The organism is Paenibacillus sp., from assembly GCF_035645235.1.
GTDB lineage: Bacteria > Bacillota > Bacilli > Paenibacillales > YIM-B00363 > Paenibacillus_AE.
Window position 1 is genome coordinate 29,703 of the sequence record NZ_DASQMZ010000075.1, and the last position, 17,175, is coordinate 46,877.

Here is a 17,175-nt window from a genome sequence, read left to right on the forward strand (position 1 = left end):
CCTACCCATTGCTTCCGATTTCCGGCTTGATCCGACGCTTCCCGAGCACGGCGCCGCCGGAAATCGGTTGTACGAGCTGCGCGTAAAGCGCAAGCCAACCGGTCTGAATCGGGTTGATCTCCGGCTTCCAAGCCGAGAGCCGGCTGCGAAGCTCCTCTTCGCTCACCTGCATGGTCAGCGTCCGGTTCGCGAGGTCGATGGTGATCGTATCGCCTTGGGATACGACGGCAAGCGGTCCGCCCTCCGCCGCTTCCGGCATAATTTGACCGACGACGATGCCCCGATTGAGGCCGGAGAGCTCTCCATCGGTCAGAACCGCTACCTCGTGAGCCATGCCGGCGCCGTTAAGCGCCGCCACGAAGCTTGCGGCGAATACGGTACCCGGACCGCCCTTCGGTCCCATCCCTCGGAGAACGATGACCTCTCCTGCGCGAATTTTTCCGTTGCCGAGCGCTTCGATCGCCTCGTCTTCCGTGTCGAAAATATTCGCGGGTCCCTCGAATCGATCGAGATCGGAAGCGATGGCCGACAGCTTGACGATCGAGCCCTCGGGCGCGAGATTTCCCCTGAAAATAGCGATGCCCGGCCTCAAGCTGTGCGGCTTCTGCAGCGGACGGATCACCTCGGGGTTTCCGACCTCCATTCCCTCGAGATTCTCGCCGACCGTCCTTCCGGTCGATGTCCTGGCGTCGAGGTGAAGCTTATCCGCCAATCGCTTCATCAGTGCCGGCGTTCCGCCGGCGGCCTCCAGGTCCTCCGTACGGTACGGGCCGTTCGGGCGCACGGTAACCAGCAGCGGGATATCCTTCGCCAGTTCTTCGAACAACTCCACCACTTGAAGGTCCAGCTCCGCTTCCGTGGCGACCGCCGCCAGATGGCGGACGGAATTGACCGATCCGCCGAGCGCCAGATCGACGGTAACGACATTCTCGAAGGCTTCCCGCGTGAGAATCTGACGCGGGCGCAAATCTTCCTGCACCATCGCGACGATTCGCTCGCCGGATTTGCGGGCATATTCGTACAGCTTGCGGCTGCCCGCGAGTACGGGCGAGTTGCCCGGCAAAGTCATCCCCAGCGCTTCCGCCAAGATATGCATGGTGTTCGCGGTGCCGAGCCCCGCGCACACGCCGGGAGTCTGGATGGCGGCGTCCGCCATTTCCGTCAGTTGCTCGAGCGACATTTTGCCGGCCTCGACGGCGCCGATCGATTCGTATACGTCGTCGATATCGACTTCTTTGCCGTGGCACAGCCCTCCGATTTGGTATCCGCATGTGAGCAGCAGCGTCGGAATATTGAGCCTGCCGGCCGCCATCAGGTGAGCCGGGGTCGTCTTGTCGCAGGAAGATAGACAGATCATCCCGTCCAGGAGCGCCCCTTCGACGGTCACTTCGATTTCGTTGACGATGAGGTCGCGCGTGGGCATCAGGTAACGGGCTTTTTTTCCGGCACTGGTCACGAAATCGCTGGACGCCACCGTACGCACCTCGAATGGCAGCCCCCCTGCGTCGCGAATCGCCTGCTGAACGACCTTCGAAACATCGTCCAAGTGTATGAAACAGCTCGACAGCGTCGAGGACGAATTGATTACGGCGATTTTGGGCTTCTCGAAATCCGCTTCCCGAATCCCCATGCTCTTCCACTGCGCTCTCCGAACGGCCCATCTGGTCGTACCCGGTTCGAAATTACTGCGAAGCATCGGATCAGCTCCTATAATGAATTATCTCTTGCTGCGAAACAGCCGCGATTCGTGACCGAGTCTTATCCTGGATCCGAGTCGGAGGATATCCCCTTTTTATCCGCGGCGTGTTTGCGGTAGTCCCTTGGAGAAATGCCGGTTTTTTTCTTGAAAGCCTTTTCAAAATGAGGTACTGTTCCGAACCCCGATGCGTAACAAACCTCCGTAATAGGCAGTTGCGTCGTTGACAGCAGCGATTTGGCAAACTGGAGTCGAAGCTCCTGGACGTATAGTTTGAATGTCGTTCCGGTTTGTTTCGAAAAGCATTCGCTGAAATAATTGTGCGACAGTCCCGAATACGAGGCCACATCCGCAAGCGCAAGCGTTTCGCGGAAATGGATCTGGATGTAAATCAACGCTTTGCGGACGGACGGATGGATGGAGCTGCCCGCGGGAATCAGCTCCGTTTCCGAACGGGAGCGGCTCCGGCGAAACAGATCGATCAACAAACGCTCAATGCAGCCCTGAACGACATAAGCCGAGCCGGCCTGGCGCGTCTGCGATTCCTCCCACAGCCTGTTATATTCCAGTTCGATAAGGGAAGCGCTTGGTTCGTCGAACTTGCACGTATGGGTCGTCTCGTGTTCGAAGAGAAGCTCGAACAGTTCGTTCCGAAGGAAGGGCAGGGCGAAAATCAGGTTGTACACATGCATCGTTAGACCTGGATCGGGGATTAGGTTATGGAAATCGGCAGGCGTAAGAAGGAATGCGTCTCCGCGGGAAATCCGGTGAGAAACGCCGTTCAGCACGTGGGTCCCCGTTCCCGAGATGATAAAGGCCATTTCATAAAATTCATGCCAGTGCGTCGAAATCGTCTTGCCGGCGACCAGTTCCTGTCTAAACAGCCGGTAAGGCGCCGACAACGTCAGGTATTGTTCATTCATCAGTCGATCCGGCGTATTGTATGCACTCACCATGTAACCCCCTAGTCGGGCTGCCTAGCGGCTACCTGCGACCGTTCGATCCGGACGGCTTCTAATTATTCAACGACTGGACGTTGGCAAACGGATTTCCCGCTATATCTTTTCCCCGGGCCAGCCAGATCTTATGGTTCGGGTTCATTTCCGGATATACCTTTAATTCCGTCGAGAAGTAACGCATGGTATATCCGCAGCGTCTGTAAGGACTTTTGTTCGGCGCGGCGCCATGAATGATCCGGGAGTCGTGCAAGGAGCATTCGCCGGGCTCGAGTTCAAAATAGACGGCTTTGCTTTCGTCCGCGCTCTTAATTTCGGTGCTGAAAATATTATCATTCTCGTCTACCTGTTCATATTCGGAGAACCCGTTAGTGTGCGTACCGGGAATCACGCGCATGCATCCGTTCTCTTTCCAGCTGCGATCGATCGCCAGCCATACGGTCACAATCTTGTCAAAGCTGCTGACCCGACCGTTCCAGTAGGCGGAATCCTCATGCCAGGGCGTTTGCTTGCCGATGTAAGGCTCCTTGCAGATAAAATGGCTTGACCATAGACCGATATTGGGCCCGATCAGCGGCTCGACCAAGTCGAGCACTTCCTCGCTGAGCAGAAATTTCAGGAGCCTCTCGTCGCGGAAGTGCGGCGTATCCAACTCGCTGTTCAATCGTCTTCCGACCTGTTCCCACTGTTCCTCGAAAATGCTCGTTAGCTCCCTTAATTTCTCCGGTCCGAACAATTGTTTTCTGTATAACAGATATCCATCCTGCCAATATCGGTCCGCTTCCTCCGCCGACAGCCTGCTTTCCGTTCCCTGCGACACAGCTGATGTCCCCCTTCGAATACAGGATGGTAGGTCTACAACCATTGTATATGGGAGGCCAATTCATTACTTCTCTCGATTACGGAATAAGTATGCTTTTTTTCCGGTCTGATCTCCGATCGATTGTCCGGGGGCCCCCCGATTTTTGAAAACGCAAAAAAACCCGCAAAATGGTCACTTTTCTCAAAGTGTCCGTTTTGCGGGTTTCGCATGAAGAAAATAACATACGACGAGGCTGTTCGGGTGCCCCGGTTGTTGTCGAGGCGGCCGATGATCGCGGACGCGTTCCCTTCGAGCGGACGCGTTCCCTTCGAGCGGACGCGCCTACATCCGGGATGTCCCGTCCGGTCTAGACCCGACCTTCGTTCGCTTCGTCTTCGGCCGATAGCCGACCTGCTCGTGCAGCGCGTCTTTCACCTCCGGCGGAAGCTCGTTCCAATGCATGTCGAGCAGCGCCCCTTCCATCGCGTACAAGGCGACGATGTTGACGCCGTCGTGCTTCTCCCGGATACGCCAATACGCCTCGACCGATCCGACCGCCGCCAACTCCTCCAGCGTCGTTATGCCGACGCTCGCGAGCCACCGGGCGCCGACGTCGCCCATATTCCGAATTCGCTTGCCGTTCGCTCCGATCATGCCGTCTACCTCGCGCCGGCGCCTACGCCGCCTTCCGGACCGGCGTCCGCGTCGAGCTCGATCACGTCGCGCGATTCGTGAACTTGCGGGCGGCCGCACGCCGGGCAAAAGCGTGCGTCGACCGGCACCGCCTTGCCGCAGACGCACGCCTTCTCGTTGCGCAGGTAGCGCATCTGCCGCTCCAGCGTCGCGATCGTCTCCTTCAGGTCGCGGACGACGCCGCACCACTCCGCCACGCGCGCCTCCGCGAGGGACGGATCGCCGGCCGCGCGCGCTTCGTACACTTCCTGCCCGATCAAATTCAAATATTTATCGATCTCCCGCTTGCGGACCGTCACCTGCGCGGCGAGCTTCGTCATCTCGACCGTCTGCTGCGCGACGTCGGCCGCCTTGGACGCGCCCGACTTCAACTTCTTCAGTAAGTCCATCGGCCTCGCTCCTCATTCGCTCTTTCCTCCATTATCGGAAGGCGGGCAGGCCGTTGTCAATCGGACCTCGGTCTAGGCGCCGAAACACCCCATACGCCTCCGCCGCCGGCGGCGGGACGATGGGGTGCTCCGAGTTTTTTGCGGGAGCGCCTGTTTTGCGGGACGACTTGGCCGCGTAACGCGGCGCCGGGCCAGCCGTTCCGCGGGACGCCCGCCGCGTCCATCCGCCGGCGCCGGGCCGTTTACGCGGGACGCCCGCCGCTTTGCCGGACGATCTGGTCGGCGATGCTCTTCACCATCGGGCAGCCGATAAGCTGCGGCTTCTTTAGACAAGTTAACTTCAGCGCGCCGGTCGTTTGGTTCCACGTAAAGTGAAACTGTACCGTCACGCCCGCTTTGCGGATCGAAAACTCGCCGGACGGCGCATTCGGGATATGAAAACCTTCCTTCTGCGCCATTGAACGGAGCGTTCGGAATACCTCCGGGGTCACGCTCGTATACTTCCACGGGTCGCACGCTGCCAACGTCGTACCTCCTCTTCTTCGTTGCATCGGGTACTACAAGGTATTCCGGCGCCCGGCGTTTCATGTACGGATGAGGCAAGGTCGGGGCGTTTCTGCCGACGTACCGGAGTTCTCCGCTAACTCCCCCCGTTACCGCCGTTTTTCCCCCGACATACCGGAGTTCTCCGCTAACTCGCCCCGTTACCGCCGTTTTTCCGCCGACTTACCGGAATTCTCCGCTAACTCGCCCCGTTACCGCCGTTTTTCCGCTGACTTACCGGAGTTCTCCGCTAACTCCCCCCGTTTCCGCCGTCTTTCCGCCGACTTACCGGAGTTCTCCGCTAACTCCCCCCGTTTCCGCCCGACGTACCGGAAGGCCCCGGCGATTGGGAACCTACGACCTGCACTAGAGGAGGCGCGCCCATACCGACGACCCTACCGAAATAAAAGACGACCCCCGCCCGGCGTTCCGGTCGAAGGTCGTCCCTATTGCACGCTAAATAATTAACACGACGTCGCGCTCGATGCCGTCGTCCCGCAGCTCGACGAACGGCTCGTCCGACGGCGCGGCCGGATGGCCGTCGACCGTCAGCTGCGGAGCCGCCGCCGGCTCCCCGGCTGGGCGGCGCCGCACCGCGATGCGATACCGCGTCTCCCCGAACCGGTACGTCGCCTCGTAGCCCGGCCATTCGGACGGGATTTGCGGGTCGAGGTATAACCGATCGCCCCGGCGGCGGATGCCGAGGATCCACTCGACGCCCACCTGATACATCCAGCCGGAGGCGCCGGTATACCAGGTCCATCCGGCATGCCCCTCATGCGGCGGGGCCGTGTATACGTCGGCCGCCACCGCGTACGGCTCCCCGACATATCGGCGCACCTCTTGCTCCGTGCGCGTATGGTTGATCGGGTTCAGCATATGGAACAGCTCGAACGCCTTGTCGCCCTTCCCGAGCTGCGCCCACGCCATAATGCTCCACAAGACGCCGTGGGTATACTGGGCGCCGTTCTCCCGGATGCCGGGCGGATACCCTTGGATATAGCCCGGGCTCGGCTCCGTGTTGTCGAACGCCGGCGTCAATAACCGCACGACGGCCAACTCCCGGTCGACGAGCTCGCGGTCGAAGGAAGCCATCGCCTGCGCCGCCCGCTCCCGCGGCGCGGCGCCCGAGATGACCGACCACGATTGCGCGATCGCGTCGATGCGGCATTCGTCGTTTTCGATCGAGCCCAGCCACGTGCCTTCGTCCGTGCTCGCCCGGCGGAACCACTGCCCGTCCCAGCCGTGCGACGAGGCCGCTTCGGCCAATCTTTCGCGGGCCGCGCGATACGCCTCGGCGCGCTCCGTTTCGCCGCGGGAGGCCGCCATCGGCTCGAAGCGCCGCAGCACGTCGCATAAGAACCATGCCAGCCACACGCTCTCGCCGCGTCCTTCGTCGCCGACGAGATTCATGCCGTCGTTCCAGTCGCCGACGCCGATGAGCGGCAGGCCGTGCGTGCCGACGCGGGACAGCGCCTTTTCGATCGCTCGAACGCAATGCTCGTACACCGTCCCTACGTTGCCGGAGCGGCGCGTCTCCTCGTACCGCTCGTGCTCCCCTTCCCGCAGCGGCTCGCTCGTCAGGAACGGCGCGGTCTCCGCGAGCAGCGTCTCGTCGCCGGTATGCTCGACGTACCGGGAGACGACGTACGGAAGCCACAAGAGGTCGTCCGAAAACAGCGTTCGAATGCCGCGCTCCGTCTCCTCGTGCCACCAATGCTGCACGTCGCCCTCTTCATATTGATGGGCGGCGTGAATGAGCACCTGCTTGCGGGTCAGCTCCGGCATCGTATGCAGCATCGCGAGCGAATCCTGCAGCTGATCGCGGAAGCCGTACGCCCCGCCGGCTTGATAAAACGCCGTCCGCGCCCACATCCGGCACGCGAGCGACTGATACAGCAGCCATCCGTTCAGCATCGTATCCATCTCCGGCGAAGGCGTGCGAACCTCGATTTGCCCGAGCGTCCGGTCCCAGAACGAGGCCGCCTCCGCGAAGGCGTGCTCGCAGACGGCCGGGTCCGCGTATTTCGTCGCCAGCGCGGCCGCTTCCTCGGCGGACGCCGCGCAGCCGAGCAGGACGTACATGTCCCGCGACTCGCCGGCGTCGAGCTCGAATTTCCGCTGCACGGCGCCGCAAGAAGCGTAGCTGACGCCCGTGCGGCCGGAAAGCCGCTTCCGCTCCAGCGCCGCCGGACGCTCCGCGCCGCGGACGCGCCCGACGAATTCGAGCTGGTCGCCCGTCCACGACAGCTCCGGTTCGGCCGGCGGCGCCGGCTTCCGCGCCGCGGTCGAGGCGCCCTCGAAGACGCCGAGGAACGCGGTCGCCTCGCGGAACGTCTCTTGATACGCGTTGCGCGCCGTCAAAATTTGCGCTTCCGCGTCCCAATCCGTGACGATGTACGTCGCGTTGGCGTGGCGCTGCACGCCGAGCACCCATTCCGCGTAATACGTCAGCGAGAGGCGGCGCGGCGCGGCGCCTTCGTTGCGAACGCGCACCTTTACGATCTTCACCGGATCCTCGAGCGGCACGAAGACGGTCGTCTCCTGACGCAGCCCGTCGCGCGCATGATCGAAGCGGCTGAAGCCCCGGCCGTGCGTAGCGACGTACGGCGGCGGCGGGGACCCGTCGGCTGGTCGAAAGCCCGCGGCCGGCGTCGCCGTCCAGCTGCTCCCGGTTTCCTCGTCCCGCACGTAAGCGAGCTCCGTCGGCGGGTCCAGCACCGGGTCGTTCGACCACGGCGTCAGCTTGCATTCCCGGCTGTTCCGCCACCAGGTATAGCCGGTCCCGAGCTCGGAAACCAAGGTGCCGAAGCGCGGGTTCGCCAAGACGTTGATCCACGGCGCCGGCAAGTAGTTGCCGTTCTTGAGCACGATCCGGTACGCCTTCCCGTCCTCGGTGAAGCCGCCCCACCCGTTGGCAAAGCGAAGCTGCTCCGCCCGCGGCTCCGCGGGCGGCGCGGCGCGTTCGGCCGGCCGGGCGCGGCCGGCGGCTTCGACCGGCAGCGGCTCGAGGGGCGCCGGCCACGCGTCGGCCGGCTCCGTCCGCGGCAGCCGCAGCTGCGCGGCGAGGCTCGGCCCGCCGGCTCGCAGCGCGACGCGGGCGACGGCGAACAACAGCGTGCGGCCCTCTTCCGGCAGCGTGCTCGCCGGGATGACATGAATGCCGGCGGCGCCGGCGCCGAACCGGTCGACGCCGTGCTTGACAGCGCGTTGGAGCGCATCCTGCAGCTCTTGGTAATAGCCGCCGGCCGATTCGTTCAGCAGCACCAGGTCGAACGAAAGTCCGAGCCGGCGCAAATATTCGTGGCCCGTGAGCAAATGCAGAACGAACGGCAGCTGGCTGCGGTTGTCGATGCTCGCCAGCGCCACCGGACGATCCCCGGAGACGCCGAACGCCCAGAGGCCGGATTGTCCTTTCGCGTTGCCGCGAATGCGCTCCGCCCGATCGCCCCGAAGCGGCGGCGTATACAACACCTGCCCCGCCAGCTTCTGAAACAGCACCGCTTCCTTATGCGATAGATGCAAGTTGCGCAGCTCGATGCGCGTGCGGTTCCATGCCATTCGGAAGGCGCGGTCGGCTTCCGGCCCTCCGGCCAGGCGCACCGCGGCGCTCGTCGCGCCTCCCCTCGTCCCGTCGACGGCGGTGATCGCGATCAGGCGCACCGGCTTGCCCGGCTCGACGCGGACGCGGCGGCGCATCACGAACGCCGGATCGGCCACCGAGCCCGCCTTTCCGGCGAGACGCGTGCGAATCGCTTGCGGTTCCGCGAGGCCGTGTCCGCGGCCGACGAAGGCGGCGCGGTCGGTTTCGAACTCGACCGGCCCGAGCGAGGCGCCTTCCGCGACGGCGAGCGTATGCGCGGCCCACAGCGTCTTATCCTTCGCTTCGCGCGGACGGCGCCCGGCGACCAGACAGCCCGTCGCCTCGTCGAACGCCGTGCGAACGAACAGCTTGCTGAACGCCGGATGCGCGTCGTCGGCGATCGGATGGGCAAGCGACAGCTCCGCGAACGTCGTCACCTCGAGCACCTTCGCTTCGTCGCCGAGGCAGGCGAGCGTCAGCCGGCGCACCTCCGCGTTCGCCTCCGGCGAGACGCAAATTTCCATCGTCGTGCGCACGTCCCCGTCGACCCGGACGAACGACGCCCGCTCCAGCTCGAAGGAGACGAGCATCTCGTCCGGCTCCGTCCTGCACGGCTGGTAAGAGGCGGACCACAACCGATCCGAAGCGACGTCCCGAACGTAGACGTAGGAACCCCAAGGATCTTTGACCGGGTCTTCGCGCCAACGCGTCACGGCCCGCTCCTCATACCGGCTGAAGCCGGTGCCAGCGTTGGTGACGACGGTCGTGAAGGTGCCGTTGGACAGCACGCACGCCTCGGGCGTCCGCGTCAGCGCGGTCGTATACTCGCGCACCTCCGCCGGATCCGGGGCGAGCCGTTCGTGCGGCTCGTGCACCCGGCGCAGCGCCGGATGCTTGATGAGCGCCGGCTTCGCCGGCAGCCGCTCCTGCAGCAGCAGCTCCGCCGCGCGCACCTCTTTGTCGCGATGAAACCGGTCGATCATCGTGCGCTTGAGCAGAAGATTCGACAGCGTTAGGAAGCTCATGCCTTGGTGGTGCGCCATGAAGCTTTGGATCACCACATGCTTCTTGCCCTCGGGCATGCGCTTCGGCGTAAAGTCGAGCGCCTCGTAGTAGCCGTACTTCCCGCGCGCCCCGAGCGCCTCCATGCGCTTCAGCGACGCGAGGCTTTCCCGCTTCGCGTACGGCATCGCCATGACCGTCGCGTACGGCGCCAGCACCAAATCTTCCTCGAGGCCCCGCTTAAAACCGAGGCCCGGCACGCCGAACGCGCGGTACTGGTAATTGAGCTGATGGTCGTACGCGAAGAAGCCGGACTCCGAAATGCCGAACGGCACGTTCCGCTGCCGCGCGTACTCGATCTGCCGCCCGACGACCGCCTTGTAAGTGCTGTCCCATACCGTATTCCGATACGTGCGCATCAGCAGCCACGGCATCAAATACTCGAACATCGTGCCGGACCAGGACAGCAGCGTCGGCCGGCCGGCGGCTTTCGTCATCGTGCGGCCGAGCGCGTTCCAATGCGAGACGGATACTTGGCCGAGGGCGATCGCCACGAAGCTCGCCTGCCGCGCCTCGGACGCCATCAAGTCGTAGAGCACTGTGTCCCGCTCTTGGCGGGAGACGTGATACCCGAGCGAAAATAAATTCGACTTCGCGTCGAACAGCGGCCGGAAGTTCGTGCAATGCGCGAGCGCGTTCAGCCGCGCGGCCAAGCGGCCGCCGCGCTCCGCCAGCGCCTCGCTCTTCTTGCCGCCGCGCGCGCCCGCGTTCGGCGCGATCTCTTCGGCGAACGCCACGCGGAACGCGTCGTCGCGCAGCCGCTGGCCGCCCCCCGCCGCGTCCGTCGTCCCGCCCCCGGCGAGCTCGGCTTGCAGCCATTCCGTAAGCCCCTCCCGCACCGCCATCAAACAGGCGACGAAGTTGCCGGAGTCGACCGTGGAAACGTAAATCGGGTGCAGCGGCGCGAGCGTCTCGGTGTCGTACCAGTTGTACAAGTGGCCTTCCCACTTCTCCATCCGCTCCAGCGTCTCGACCGTCCGCTCCAACCGCTCGACGAGCCCTTCGGTGTCGATGAAGCCGAAATCCCGCGCCGCGACCGCGCACGTCATGTACAGCCCGATGTTCGTCGGCGACGTCCGGTGCGCGATGCCATTGGCCGGCTCGATCTGCACGTTGTCCGGCGGCAGCCAGTTGTCCCCCGCCGTCACGTAGTCCTCATAGAACGTCCAGATATCCCGGGCGAGCGCGCGGAGCTCTTCCTCCTCCGCGTCGGTGAACGCCACCGTCTCTTGCGAGAGCGGACGATCGAGCCAGCGGACGACGAGCGGCGCGGCCAGCCAGAGCGCCGTAAGCGCGAAGCCGGCCGCGACGACCGTCCCGCCGCCGCCCCAGACGGCCGCCGCCCCCGTCGCGAGCGCGACCGCGGCGCCGGCGCCGAGCCCGACCAGCGGCGAAGCGCCGCGGGCGGCGCTCCGCTCCACCTCGGCTTGGCTCACCCATTCGAGCAGACGCCGCTTCGAGACGAACAGCCGATAGAGCGTGCGCACGATCGCATCCAGCATGAGCACGCCTTGATACGGGAGCGTGATCAAGGCGACCGCCGCGTGACCGAAGGCGACCCCGAGGCTGCTGGGCCGGCGAACGATCGCGAGCGGCGCGAGCAGCTGCCGGAAGACCGGCAGGAGCAGCGTCGCGAGCACCGCCGCGTACCAGCGGAGCGTCGAGCCCGGCAAGGCCGGCGCCAAGAGCAGGACCGCGGACAACCCGGGCGCGACGAGGCTGCGGCGGAGGTTATCGACGATCTGCCAGCGCGTGAGCGCCGACAGGTCGATCGGGACGAGCTCGCCGCGCCGGTCGAAGCCCTTCGCCCGGAGCCACGGCAGCAGCTGCCAGTCGCCGCGCACCCAGCGGTGAAGCCGCTTCTGATGCGCGCGGAACGTGGCGGGATGGTCGTCGATCAGCTCGATGTCGGAAAGAAGACCCGCCCGCAGAAAGCCCCCCTCGAGCAAGTCGTGGCTTAAGACCCGATTTTCGGGAATGCGATCGCACAGAACGGCGTGGAACGCCTCCAGGTCGAAAATGCCTTTGCCGGTAAAGATGCCTTGCCCGAGCGCGTCCTGATACGGATCCGATACCGCGAACGCGTACGGATCGATGCCGGGGTCGCCCGACCAGAGCGCGGCCAACCGGGAGCGCTGCACGCTCTCGTGGCTCATGCCGATGCGAGGCTGCAGCACGCCGTACCCTTCGACGACGCGCGTGCCGGTATTGTTCAGGCGCGGCCGGTTATACGGCAGGTGCATCGCGCCGATCATGCGCTTGGCGCTTTCGAGCGGAAGCTGCGTGTCCGCGTCCAGCGTAATGACGTAGCGGACGCCTTCGAGGGCGGCGACGTCGCCGACGACGAAGCTGTACGTCGTATCCTTGCGGCCCTTCAAGAGCTCGACGAATTCGACCAGCTTGCCTCGCTTGCGCTCCCAGCCCATCCATACCCGTTCGATGTCGTTCCAGATGCGCCGGCGATGGAACAAATAAAACGACGTTTCGGCATACGTCCGGTTCAGCCGTTCGATCTCGGCTTGCGCCGCCTTAAGCACGAGCCGGTCCTGCGGCTCCTCTTCCGCCGCGCCGTCCTTAAAGTCGCTGAGCACGGCGAATCGAAGATTCGGATCGCGGTTCGCCAAGTAATGCAGCTCGAGCCGATCGACGATCCCCTTCACCTCTTCGATCGTCGACCAGATGACGGGGATGACGACGATCGTCGACGCCTCCGCCGGCACGCCTTGAGAGAAGTCGTATCGAAGCATGCGCACCGGCCGCTTCGCCCGTTCGATCAGCCAATGCGCCGCCGCGACGGCCCACTCGCTCGCGGGCAGCGCCAGCGCGAGCAGCGCCGCCGCCCAGGCGAGCGGCGTCCACCCGGCGCCGCCGGCGCTCGTCCAAACGGCGAGCAGCGCCAGCGCCGCCGCGAACGTCGCCCCGAGCAGGCGGAAGTACGTCCGCGTCGGACGGCGCAGCAGCCGGTGCTCCGGCAGGGAGCCGGTCTTGCCGCAAGCCTTGAGCGCCTCGCGCAGCTCCGCGATCCCGTCCGCCTCGAGCAAATAATACGCGGCGTTCGTTCGGCGAGAGCGCGGCCGCGCCTCGGAGCCCGGACCCTCCGCCTCGTATGCGGCGTTCGCCAGCTCGACCGCCTGCGTCGCGGCCAAGTTTTCCGGGACGCGCAGCCGGAGCGCCAGCTTCTCGACGCGCCGGCGCAGCGTATCCCGGCTCGCGTCGTCCATGCGGGGGTAGTCGCCCGCCTTCTCGCCCCGAAGCGTATGATCCACGAGGCACAGCCGCTCGAACATCTCGTTGCCGCGCAGGCGGGACAGCTGCCGCAGGCTGCCCATCAGATTTCCGGTCGTCACTTGATACGCCGCTTGCAGCTGGAATTCGTAAGAGAGGATCGAATCCAAGCTGTCCGGGCCGTTTTCGAGCTTGCAGACGAGCCACTCGCCGACGTTGGCCATATCCTCCGCGTGCTCGCGCAAATGCTGCACGAGGTGCACGGTCATCGCGCCGGACAGCGGCATCTGCTGACCGGCGTCCTCGAGCGCCGTCTTCAAGCGTTCGGCCGTCAGCTCGGACGGCTTGATGCCGGCGAGCACCCGCTCGACGAGCTTGCAGATCGCCCGCCGCTCGCGTACGGTCTCCATCAGCTCCGCCAGCCGGCGAATGATTTCGATTTTCAAAAACAGCGGAATCGCCCACGCCTCGGCGATTTTCAGGACGGACACTTCCTGATACGAATTTACGAACGACACGAACGATTCCTCGTTCCATTGTCCGTCCGTGTGCTCCAAATAGGCGGAGCAAATCGCGGAAACTCGCAGCTGACCCTTCTTGCTTATGTACGGTAACGCCCTTACGAGCGAGGAGGAGCGTTCCTCCCGGATCGACAGCGCTTCGGCTTCGATAAATTCCGCATGGTCGAGCAGCCACTCCTCGGCCGGCTGGGTGCAGGTGCCTCGGTCCTCATGCAATGTTTTGACGAAGTCGCGCAGCCGGTCGAGATCCGACTCGATGCCGTCCCACACGCGAGAGGACGAGGTGCGCTTCATGAAGGGGTCGTGTTGTAGGGCGAGCTTATGCGATTCTTGCCTCATCTGTTCGTCGTTCAAAAACATGCAGACCTCCAAACGAGCAGGATGGTAAAAAAGTGAACTTCATTACCATTCCTCATTTGGAGGCATTTTATGACAAGAATATGGAAAAAAATCGTCGAACGCCGGCGAAACGCTAATTCCCTTCCCTATCCCGATCGGGTTCGGAGCCGCAGGCTCCGCCGTTCGCATGGTCGATGCCCCAGCGGCACATGACCGCCAGCACCGGCTCCAGCGTCCGCCCGTAGTCGGTTACCGAATACTCCACCCTCGGGGGAACCTCGGGGTATGCGATGCGCTCGACGAGCCGCTCGCCCTCCAGCTCCCGGAGCTGTACCGACAGCGTGCCGTGCGTTACCCCGGGAAGCCTGCGCTTCAGCTCGCCGAAGCGCATCGTTCCTTCCCGGATGAGAAAATGCAAAATCAGCGGCTTCCACTTCCCGCCGATCGCCTGCAGCGTCGCCACGATGCCGTTCGTCTCCAACGAATTCCCGCCTTGTTGCGGCATGCGTCCATCCCCTTCTCTCCGTTCGCATTCTTATATCGTTATTATTCCAAAATCGCCGTCGAAAAGGTAGAGTCCCTTTTTTCGTACTAAGGACGAAAAAAGAGCGTACTTTTCAGCCCCCCGCGCCTAACGGATAATCGAACAGAAATCCTATATAGAACCGAAAGGGGAAGAAAAACATGACAACACAGCGTCATCGCCGCACCGCGGCGTTAGCCTTGTTGTGCGCGGCCCAAACGATGATTTTGACGGACACGTCGATCGTGAACGTCGCGCTGCCGGCGATCGAAAGCGACATGGGCGCTTCGACCATGGAACTGCAATGGGTCGTGACGGCGTACACGTTATTATTCGGCGGCTTTATGCTGCTCGGAGGGCGAGCGGGCGACTTATGGGGGATGCGCAACCTGCTGATCGTCGGCATGAGCGTCTTTACGCTGGCTTCGATCCTCGGGGGCCTCGCGACTACGACCGGGACGCTCATCGCCGCCCGGGCGCTGCAAGGGCTGGGAGCGGCGCTGACCGCGCCGTCGATCATCTCGCTCGTCTCCGTCTTATACCCGGAAGACAGGGAGCGAAATAAGGCGCTCAGCATCGTCGGCGCCGTCAACGCGGTCGGGTTTTCGCTCGGCCTGATCTTGGGCGGCGTACTGACGGACAGCCTCGGGTGGCAGGCGGTCTTCTACGTCAACGTGCCCATCGGCGTCGCCTTCCTCGCGCTTGCGCCGGTGCTGCTTCCGCGCAACGAACGGCTTCGTCAGCCGCTCGACGTCCCGGGGGCGATCACCGCGACCGCAGGCTTGTCGCTGTTCGTGCTGGCGCTGTCGCTCGCGGAGCGCTACGGCCTGTACTCTCCGCCCGTGCTCGGGCTGCTGGCCGCCGCGGCGCTCGTACTCGCCGCCTTCGTTCGCATCGAGGGGCGGTCCGCGCATCCGCTCGTGCCGCTCCGCTTCTTCCGCAATCGTACCGCGGCCGGCGCGAACCTCGCCACCGCCGTATTCGGCGCCATCATCGCCCCGATGTTTTTCTTCCTGACGCTGTATTTGCAAAACGCGCTCGGCCTCGGCTCGCTGCTGACGGGCCTCGCGTTCCTGCCGCACTCGCTGGTCGTCTTGTTCGCCGCGGGCGCGACGGAGAAGCTGGTTCGCCGATACGGCGCTAAGTCGGTATTGATCGGCGGCATGCTTTCGTTCGGGGCCGGCTTCGCGCTGCTGACGGGCATCGGACCGGAGGGCGGATATTGGACCGCGGTGCTGCCCGGCACGTTGCTCGTCGGGCTCGGCGTCGCGACGATCATCGTCGCGGCCGTCATCGCGGCGACGTCAGGGGCGGCGCCGCAAGAGCAAGGCCTCGCTTCGGGCGTGTGGAACACCGCCATTCCCGTCGGTTCGGCGATCGGCATGGCAAGCCTGACGCTCGTCGCGCAGATGCGCGTCTCCGACTTGGCGGGGAGCGGCGTCGACGCGGCGCTCGCCGAGGTGGAGGGGTTCCGAGCAGCGTTCTTCGGCTCGTTCGCCTTCCTCGCGCTCGGCTTCGCGGCCGTCGCGCTGCTGATGAAGCGCCAGGCGGCAGAGCCGCAGCCGGGGCCCCAGCGGGAGCCGCACGCCGGAACGACGCCGGCGAACGCGGCGGAACGCGGTTGAACCGAGCGGAACGCGGTTGAACCGAGCGGAACGCGCAACGGAAAAGCCCTCGACTTCCGGAAGGAAGTCGAGGGCTTTCGTTCGCGTTATCGGCCGAGGCCTTGCTTGACCCAGCGGGCGACCTCGACGGTGCGCCGCGCTTGATGCAGTACGCCCGCCTTCACATCGTCGATCATCTTGTTGTTCTGATCGACGGTGACGCTCGTCCCGTACGGGTTGCCGCCGGAGGCGAACACCGAGCTGTCCGTGTATCCCGGCGCCGCGACGATCGCGCCCCAATGGTACATCGTCGTGTAGAGCGACAAGATCGTCGCCTCTTGGCCGCCGTGCGGGTTTTGCGCGGAGCTCATCGCGCTGACGACTTTATTCGCCGTCTTCCCCTGGAACCACAGTCCGCCGGTCGTATCGAGGAACTGCTTCATCTGCGCGGGCAGGTTGCCGAAGCGCGTCGGCACGCTGAAGATAATCGCGTCCGCCCACTCGATGTCCGACAAGGCGACCTCGGGCACGTCCTTCGTCGCCTCCAGATGCGAAGCCCAAGCCGGATTCGATTGCACGACCGAGCTCGGCGCCAGCTCCGGCACCTTCACGATTTTCGCTTCGGCTCCCGCCTCGCGCGCGCCTTCGGCCGCCCACTGGGCCAAGGTATAATTCGTGCCGGTGGAGCTGTAATAAATGACCGCAAGATTAATGTTGGACATGAAAACCGCACCTCTTCATCAAATATTTTTTATGGAGCACAAGGTGTATTATGAAGATCGAAAAAAAGCTTGAAAAGTACGCACTTTAAAGTGGTATAGTATCCTCAAGGAAACCATCGACAGGAAAGAAGGGACATCGCGATGGAGCGAATGGGGCAATGCGAGGGCGCGAAATCGGCCTTGGACGTCATCAGCGGCAAGTGGAAGCCGTCGATCTTGTATTTGTTGTCACAGCATGAGACGATCCGCTTCAACGAGTTGATGCGGCTCATCCCCGATATTACGCAAAAGATGCTCACCGCCAACCTGCGGGAGCTCGAAGAACATCATCTTGTCGAGCGAACCGTCTACGCGGAGGTTCCGCCTCGGGTAGAATATGCGCTGACGGAGCACGGCCGCAGCGCGATTCCGCTCGTCGATTCGCTTCAGCAATGGGGGAATCGCCATCGGAGCGGGCTGGAAGCGCGATAATTTTCATCAAACAACGAAGAAGAGCAGGCTGCCGTTCTCGGTAGCC

Annotated in this window: 11 protein-coding genes; 2 read left to right on the forward strand and 9 right to left on the reverse strand. The window is 63.8% G+C overall.

Annotated elements, in window-relative coordinates; translation table 11 throughout:
- Window position 1: 1 nt before the first annotated feature.
- From VEZ38_RS07085 to VEZ38_RS07120, 8 genes are all read right to left on the reverse strand, one after another.
- A complete protein-coding gene (locus tag VEZ38_RS07085; RefSeq protein ID WP_324892643.1) occupies window positions 2–1,696 on the reverse strand; it encodes a dihydroxy-acid dehydratase in 1,695 nt (564 codons plus the stop codon).
- A 62-nt stretch (window positions 1,697–1,758) separates the two neighbouring features.
- Window positions 1,759–2,649: an AraC family transcriptional regulator gene (locus tag VEZ38_RS07090; RefSeq protein ID WP_324892644.1), complete on the reverse strand. Its 891-nt coding sequence runs from the start codon at window positions 2,647–2,649 to the stop codon at window positions 1,759–1,761.
- A 61-nt stretch (window positions 2,650–2,710) separates the two neighbouring features.
- Window positions 2,711–3,472 (reverse strand): phytanoyl-CoA dioxygenase family protein, encoded by a 762-nt coding sequence (locus VEZ38_RS07095; protein ID WP_324892645.1) that lies wholly within the window; start codon window positions 3,470–3,472, stop codon window positions 2,711–2,713.
- Between the two features lie 324 nt (window positions 3,473–3,796).
- Window positions 3,797–4,108: a TfoX/Sxy family protein gene (locus VEZ38_RS07100; RefSeq protein ID WP_324892646.1), complete on the reverse strand. Its 312-nt coding sequence runs from the start codon at window positions 4,106–4,108 to the stop codon at window positions 3,797–3,799.
- A gap of 5 nt (window positions 4,109–4,113) precedes the next feature.
- Entirely contained in the window at window positions 4,114–4,536 is a 423-nt protein-coding gene (locus VEZ38_RS07105) for a zinc ribbon domain-containing protein (RefSeq protein WP_324892647.1), read from the reverse strand.
- Window positions 4,537–4,778: 242 nt separating this feature from the next.
- Window positions 4,779–5,060 (reverse strand): hypothetical protein, encoded by a 282-nt coding sequence (locus VEZ38_RS07110; RefSeq protein ID WP_324892648.1) that lies wholly within the window; start codon window positions 5,058–5,060, stop codon window positions 4,779–4,781.
- A 475-nt stretch (window positions 5,061–5,535) separates the two neighbouring features.
- Complete coding sequence (locus tag VEZ38_RS07115) at window positions 5,536–13,830, reverse strand: GH36-type glycosyl hydrolase domain-containing protein (RefSeq protein WP_324892649.1); 8,295 nt, start codon at window positions 13,828–13,830, stop codon at window positions 5,536–5,538.
- Window positions 13,831–13,942: 112 nt separating this feature from the next.
- Window positions 13,943–14,314 (reverse strand): winged helix-turn-helix transcriptional regulator, encoded by a 372-nt coding sequence (locus VEZ38_RS07120; protein WP_324892650.1) that lies wholly within the window; start codon window positions 14,312–14,314, stop codon window positions 13,943–13,945.
- Window positions 14,315–14,493: 179 nt separating this feature from the next.
- On the opposite strand from VEZ38_RS07120, the gene VEZ38_RS07125 reads away from it, so the two are divergent.
- The gene (locus tag VEZ38_RS07125) at window positions 14,494–15,957 is read left to right on the forward strand and encodes an MFS transporter (RefSeq protein WP_324892651.1); all 1,464 of its coding nucleotides are present in this window, start codon (window positions 14,494–14,496) and stop codon (window positions 15,955–15,957) included.
- Between the two features lie 86 nt (window positions 15,958–16,043).
- Here the strand turns inward: VEZ38_RS07125 and wrbA are convergent, their stop codons facing one another.
- Window positions 16,044–16,658 (reverse strand): NAD(P)H:quinone oxidoreductase, encoded by a 615-nt coding sequence (gene wrbA / locus VEZ38_RS07130; RefSeq protein ID WP_324892652.1) that lies wholly within the window; start codon window positions 16,656–16,658, stop codon window positions 16,044–16,046.
- Window positions 16,659–16,799: 141 nt separating this feature from the next.
- Between wrbA and VEZ38_RS07135 the strand changes: the two genes are divergently transcribed.
- A complete protein-coding gene (locus VEZ38_RS07135; RefSeq protein ID WP_324892653.1) occupies window positions 16,800–17,129 on the forward strand; it encodes a helix-turn-helix domain-containing protein in 330 nt (109 codons plus the stop codon).
- Window positions 17,130–17,175 lie beyond the last annotated feature (46 nt).

Excerpts from the sequence above, each read along its gene's own strand:
- VEZ38_RS07085 (WP_324892643.1), bottom strand. The coding sequence starts at position 1,696 with ATGCTTCGCAGTAATTTCGAACCGGGTACGACCAGATGGGCCGTTCGG.
- VEZ38_RS07100 (WP_324892646.1), bottom strand. The coding sequence starts at position 4,108 with ATGATCGGAGCGAACGGCAAGCGAATTCGGAATATGGGCGACGTCGGC.
- VEZ38_RS07105 (WP_324892647.1), bottom strand. The coding sequence starts at position 4,536 with ATGGACTTACTGAAGAAGTTGAAGTCGGGCGCGTCCAAGGCGGCCGAC.
- VEZ38_RS07115 (WP_324892649.1), bottom strand. The coding sequence starts at position 13,830 with ATGTTTTTGAACGACGAACAGATGAGGCAAGAATCGCATAAGCTCGCC.
- VEZ38_RS07120 (WP_324892650.1), bottom strand. The coding sequence starts at position 14,314 with ATGCCGCAACAAGGCGGGAATTCGTTGGAGACGAACGGCATCGTGGCG.
- VEZ38_RS07125 (WP_324892651.1), top strand. The coding sequence starts at position 14,494 with ATGACAACACAGCGTCATCGCCGCACCGCGGCGTTAGCCTTGTTGTGC.
- wrbA (WP_324892652.1), bottom strand. The coding sequence starts at position 16,658 with ATGTCCAACATTAATCTTGCGGTCATTTATTACAGCTCCACCGGCACG.
- VEZ38_RS07135 (WP_324892653.1), top strand. The coding sequence starts at position 16,800 with ATGGAGCGAATGGGGCAATGCGAGGGCGCGAAATCGGCCTTGGACGTC.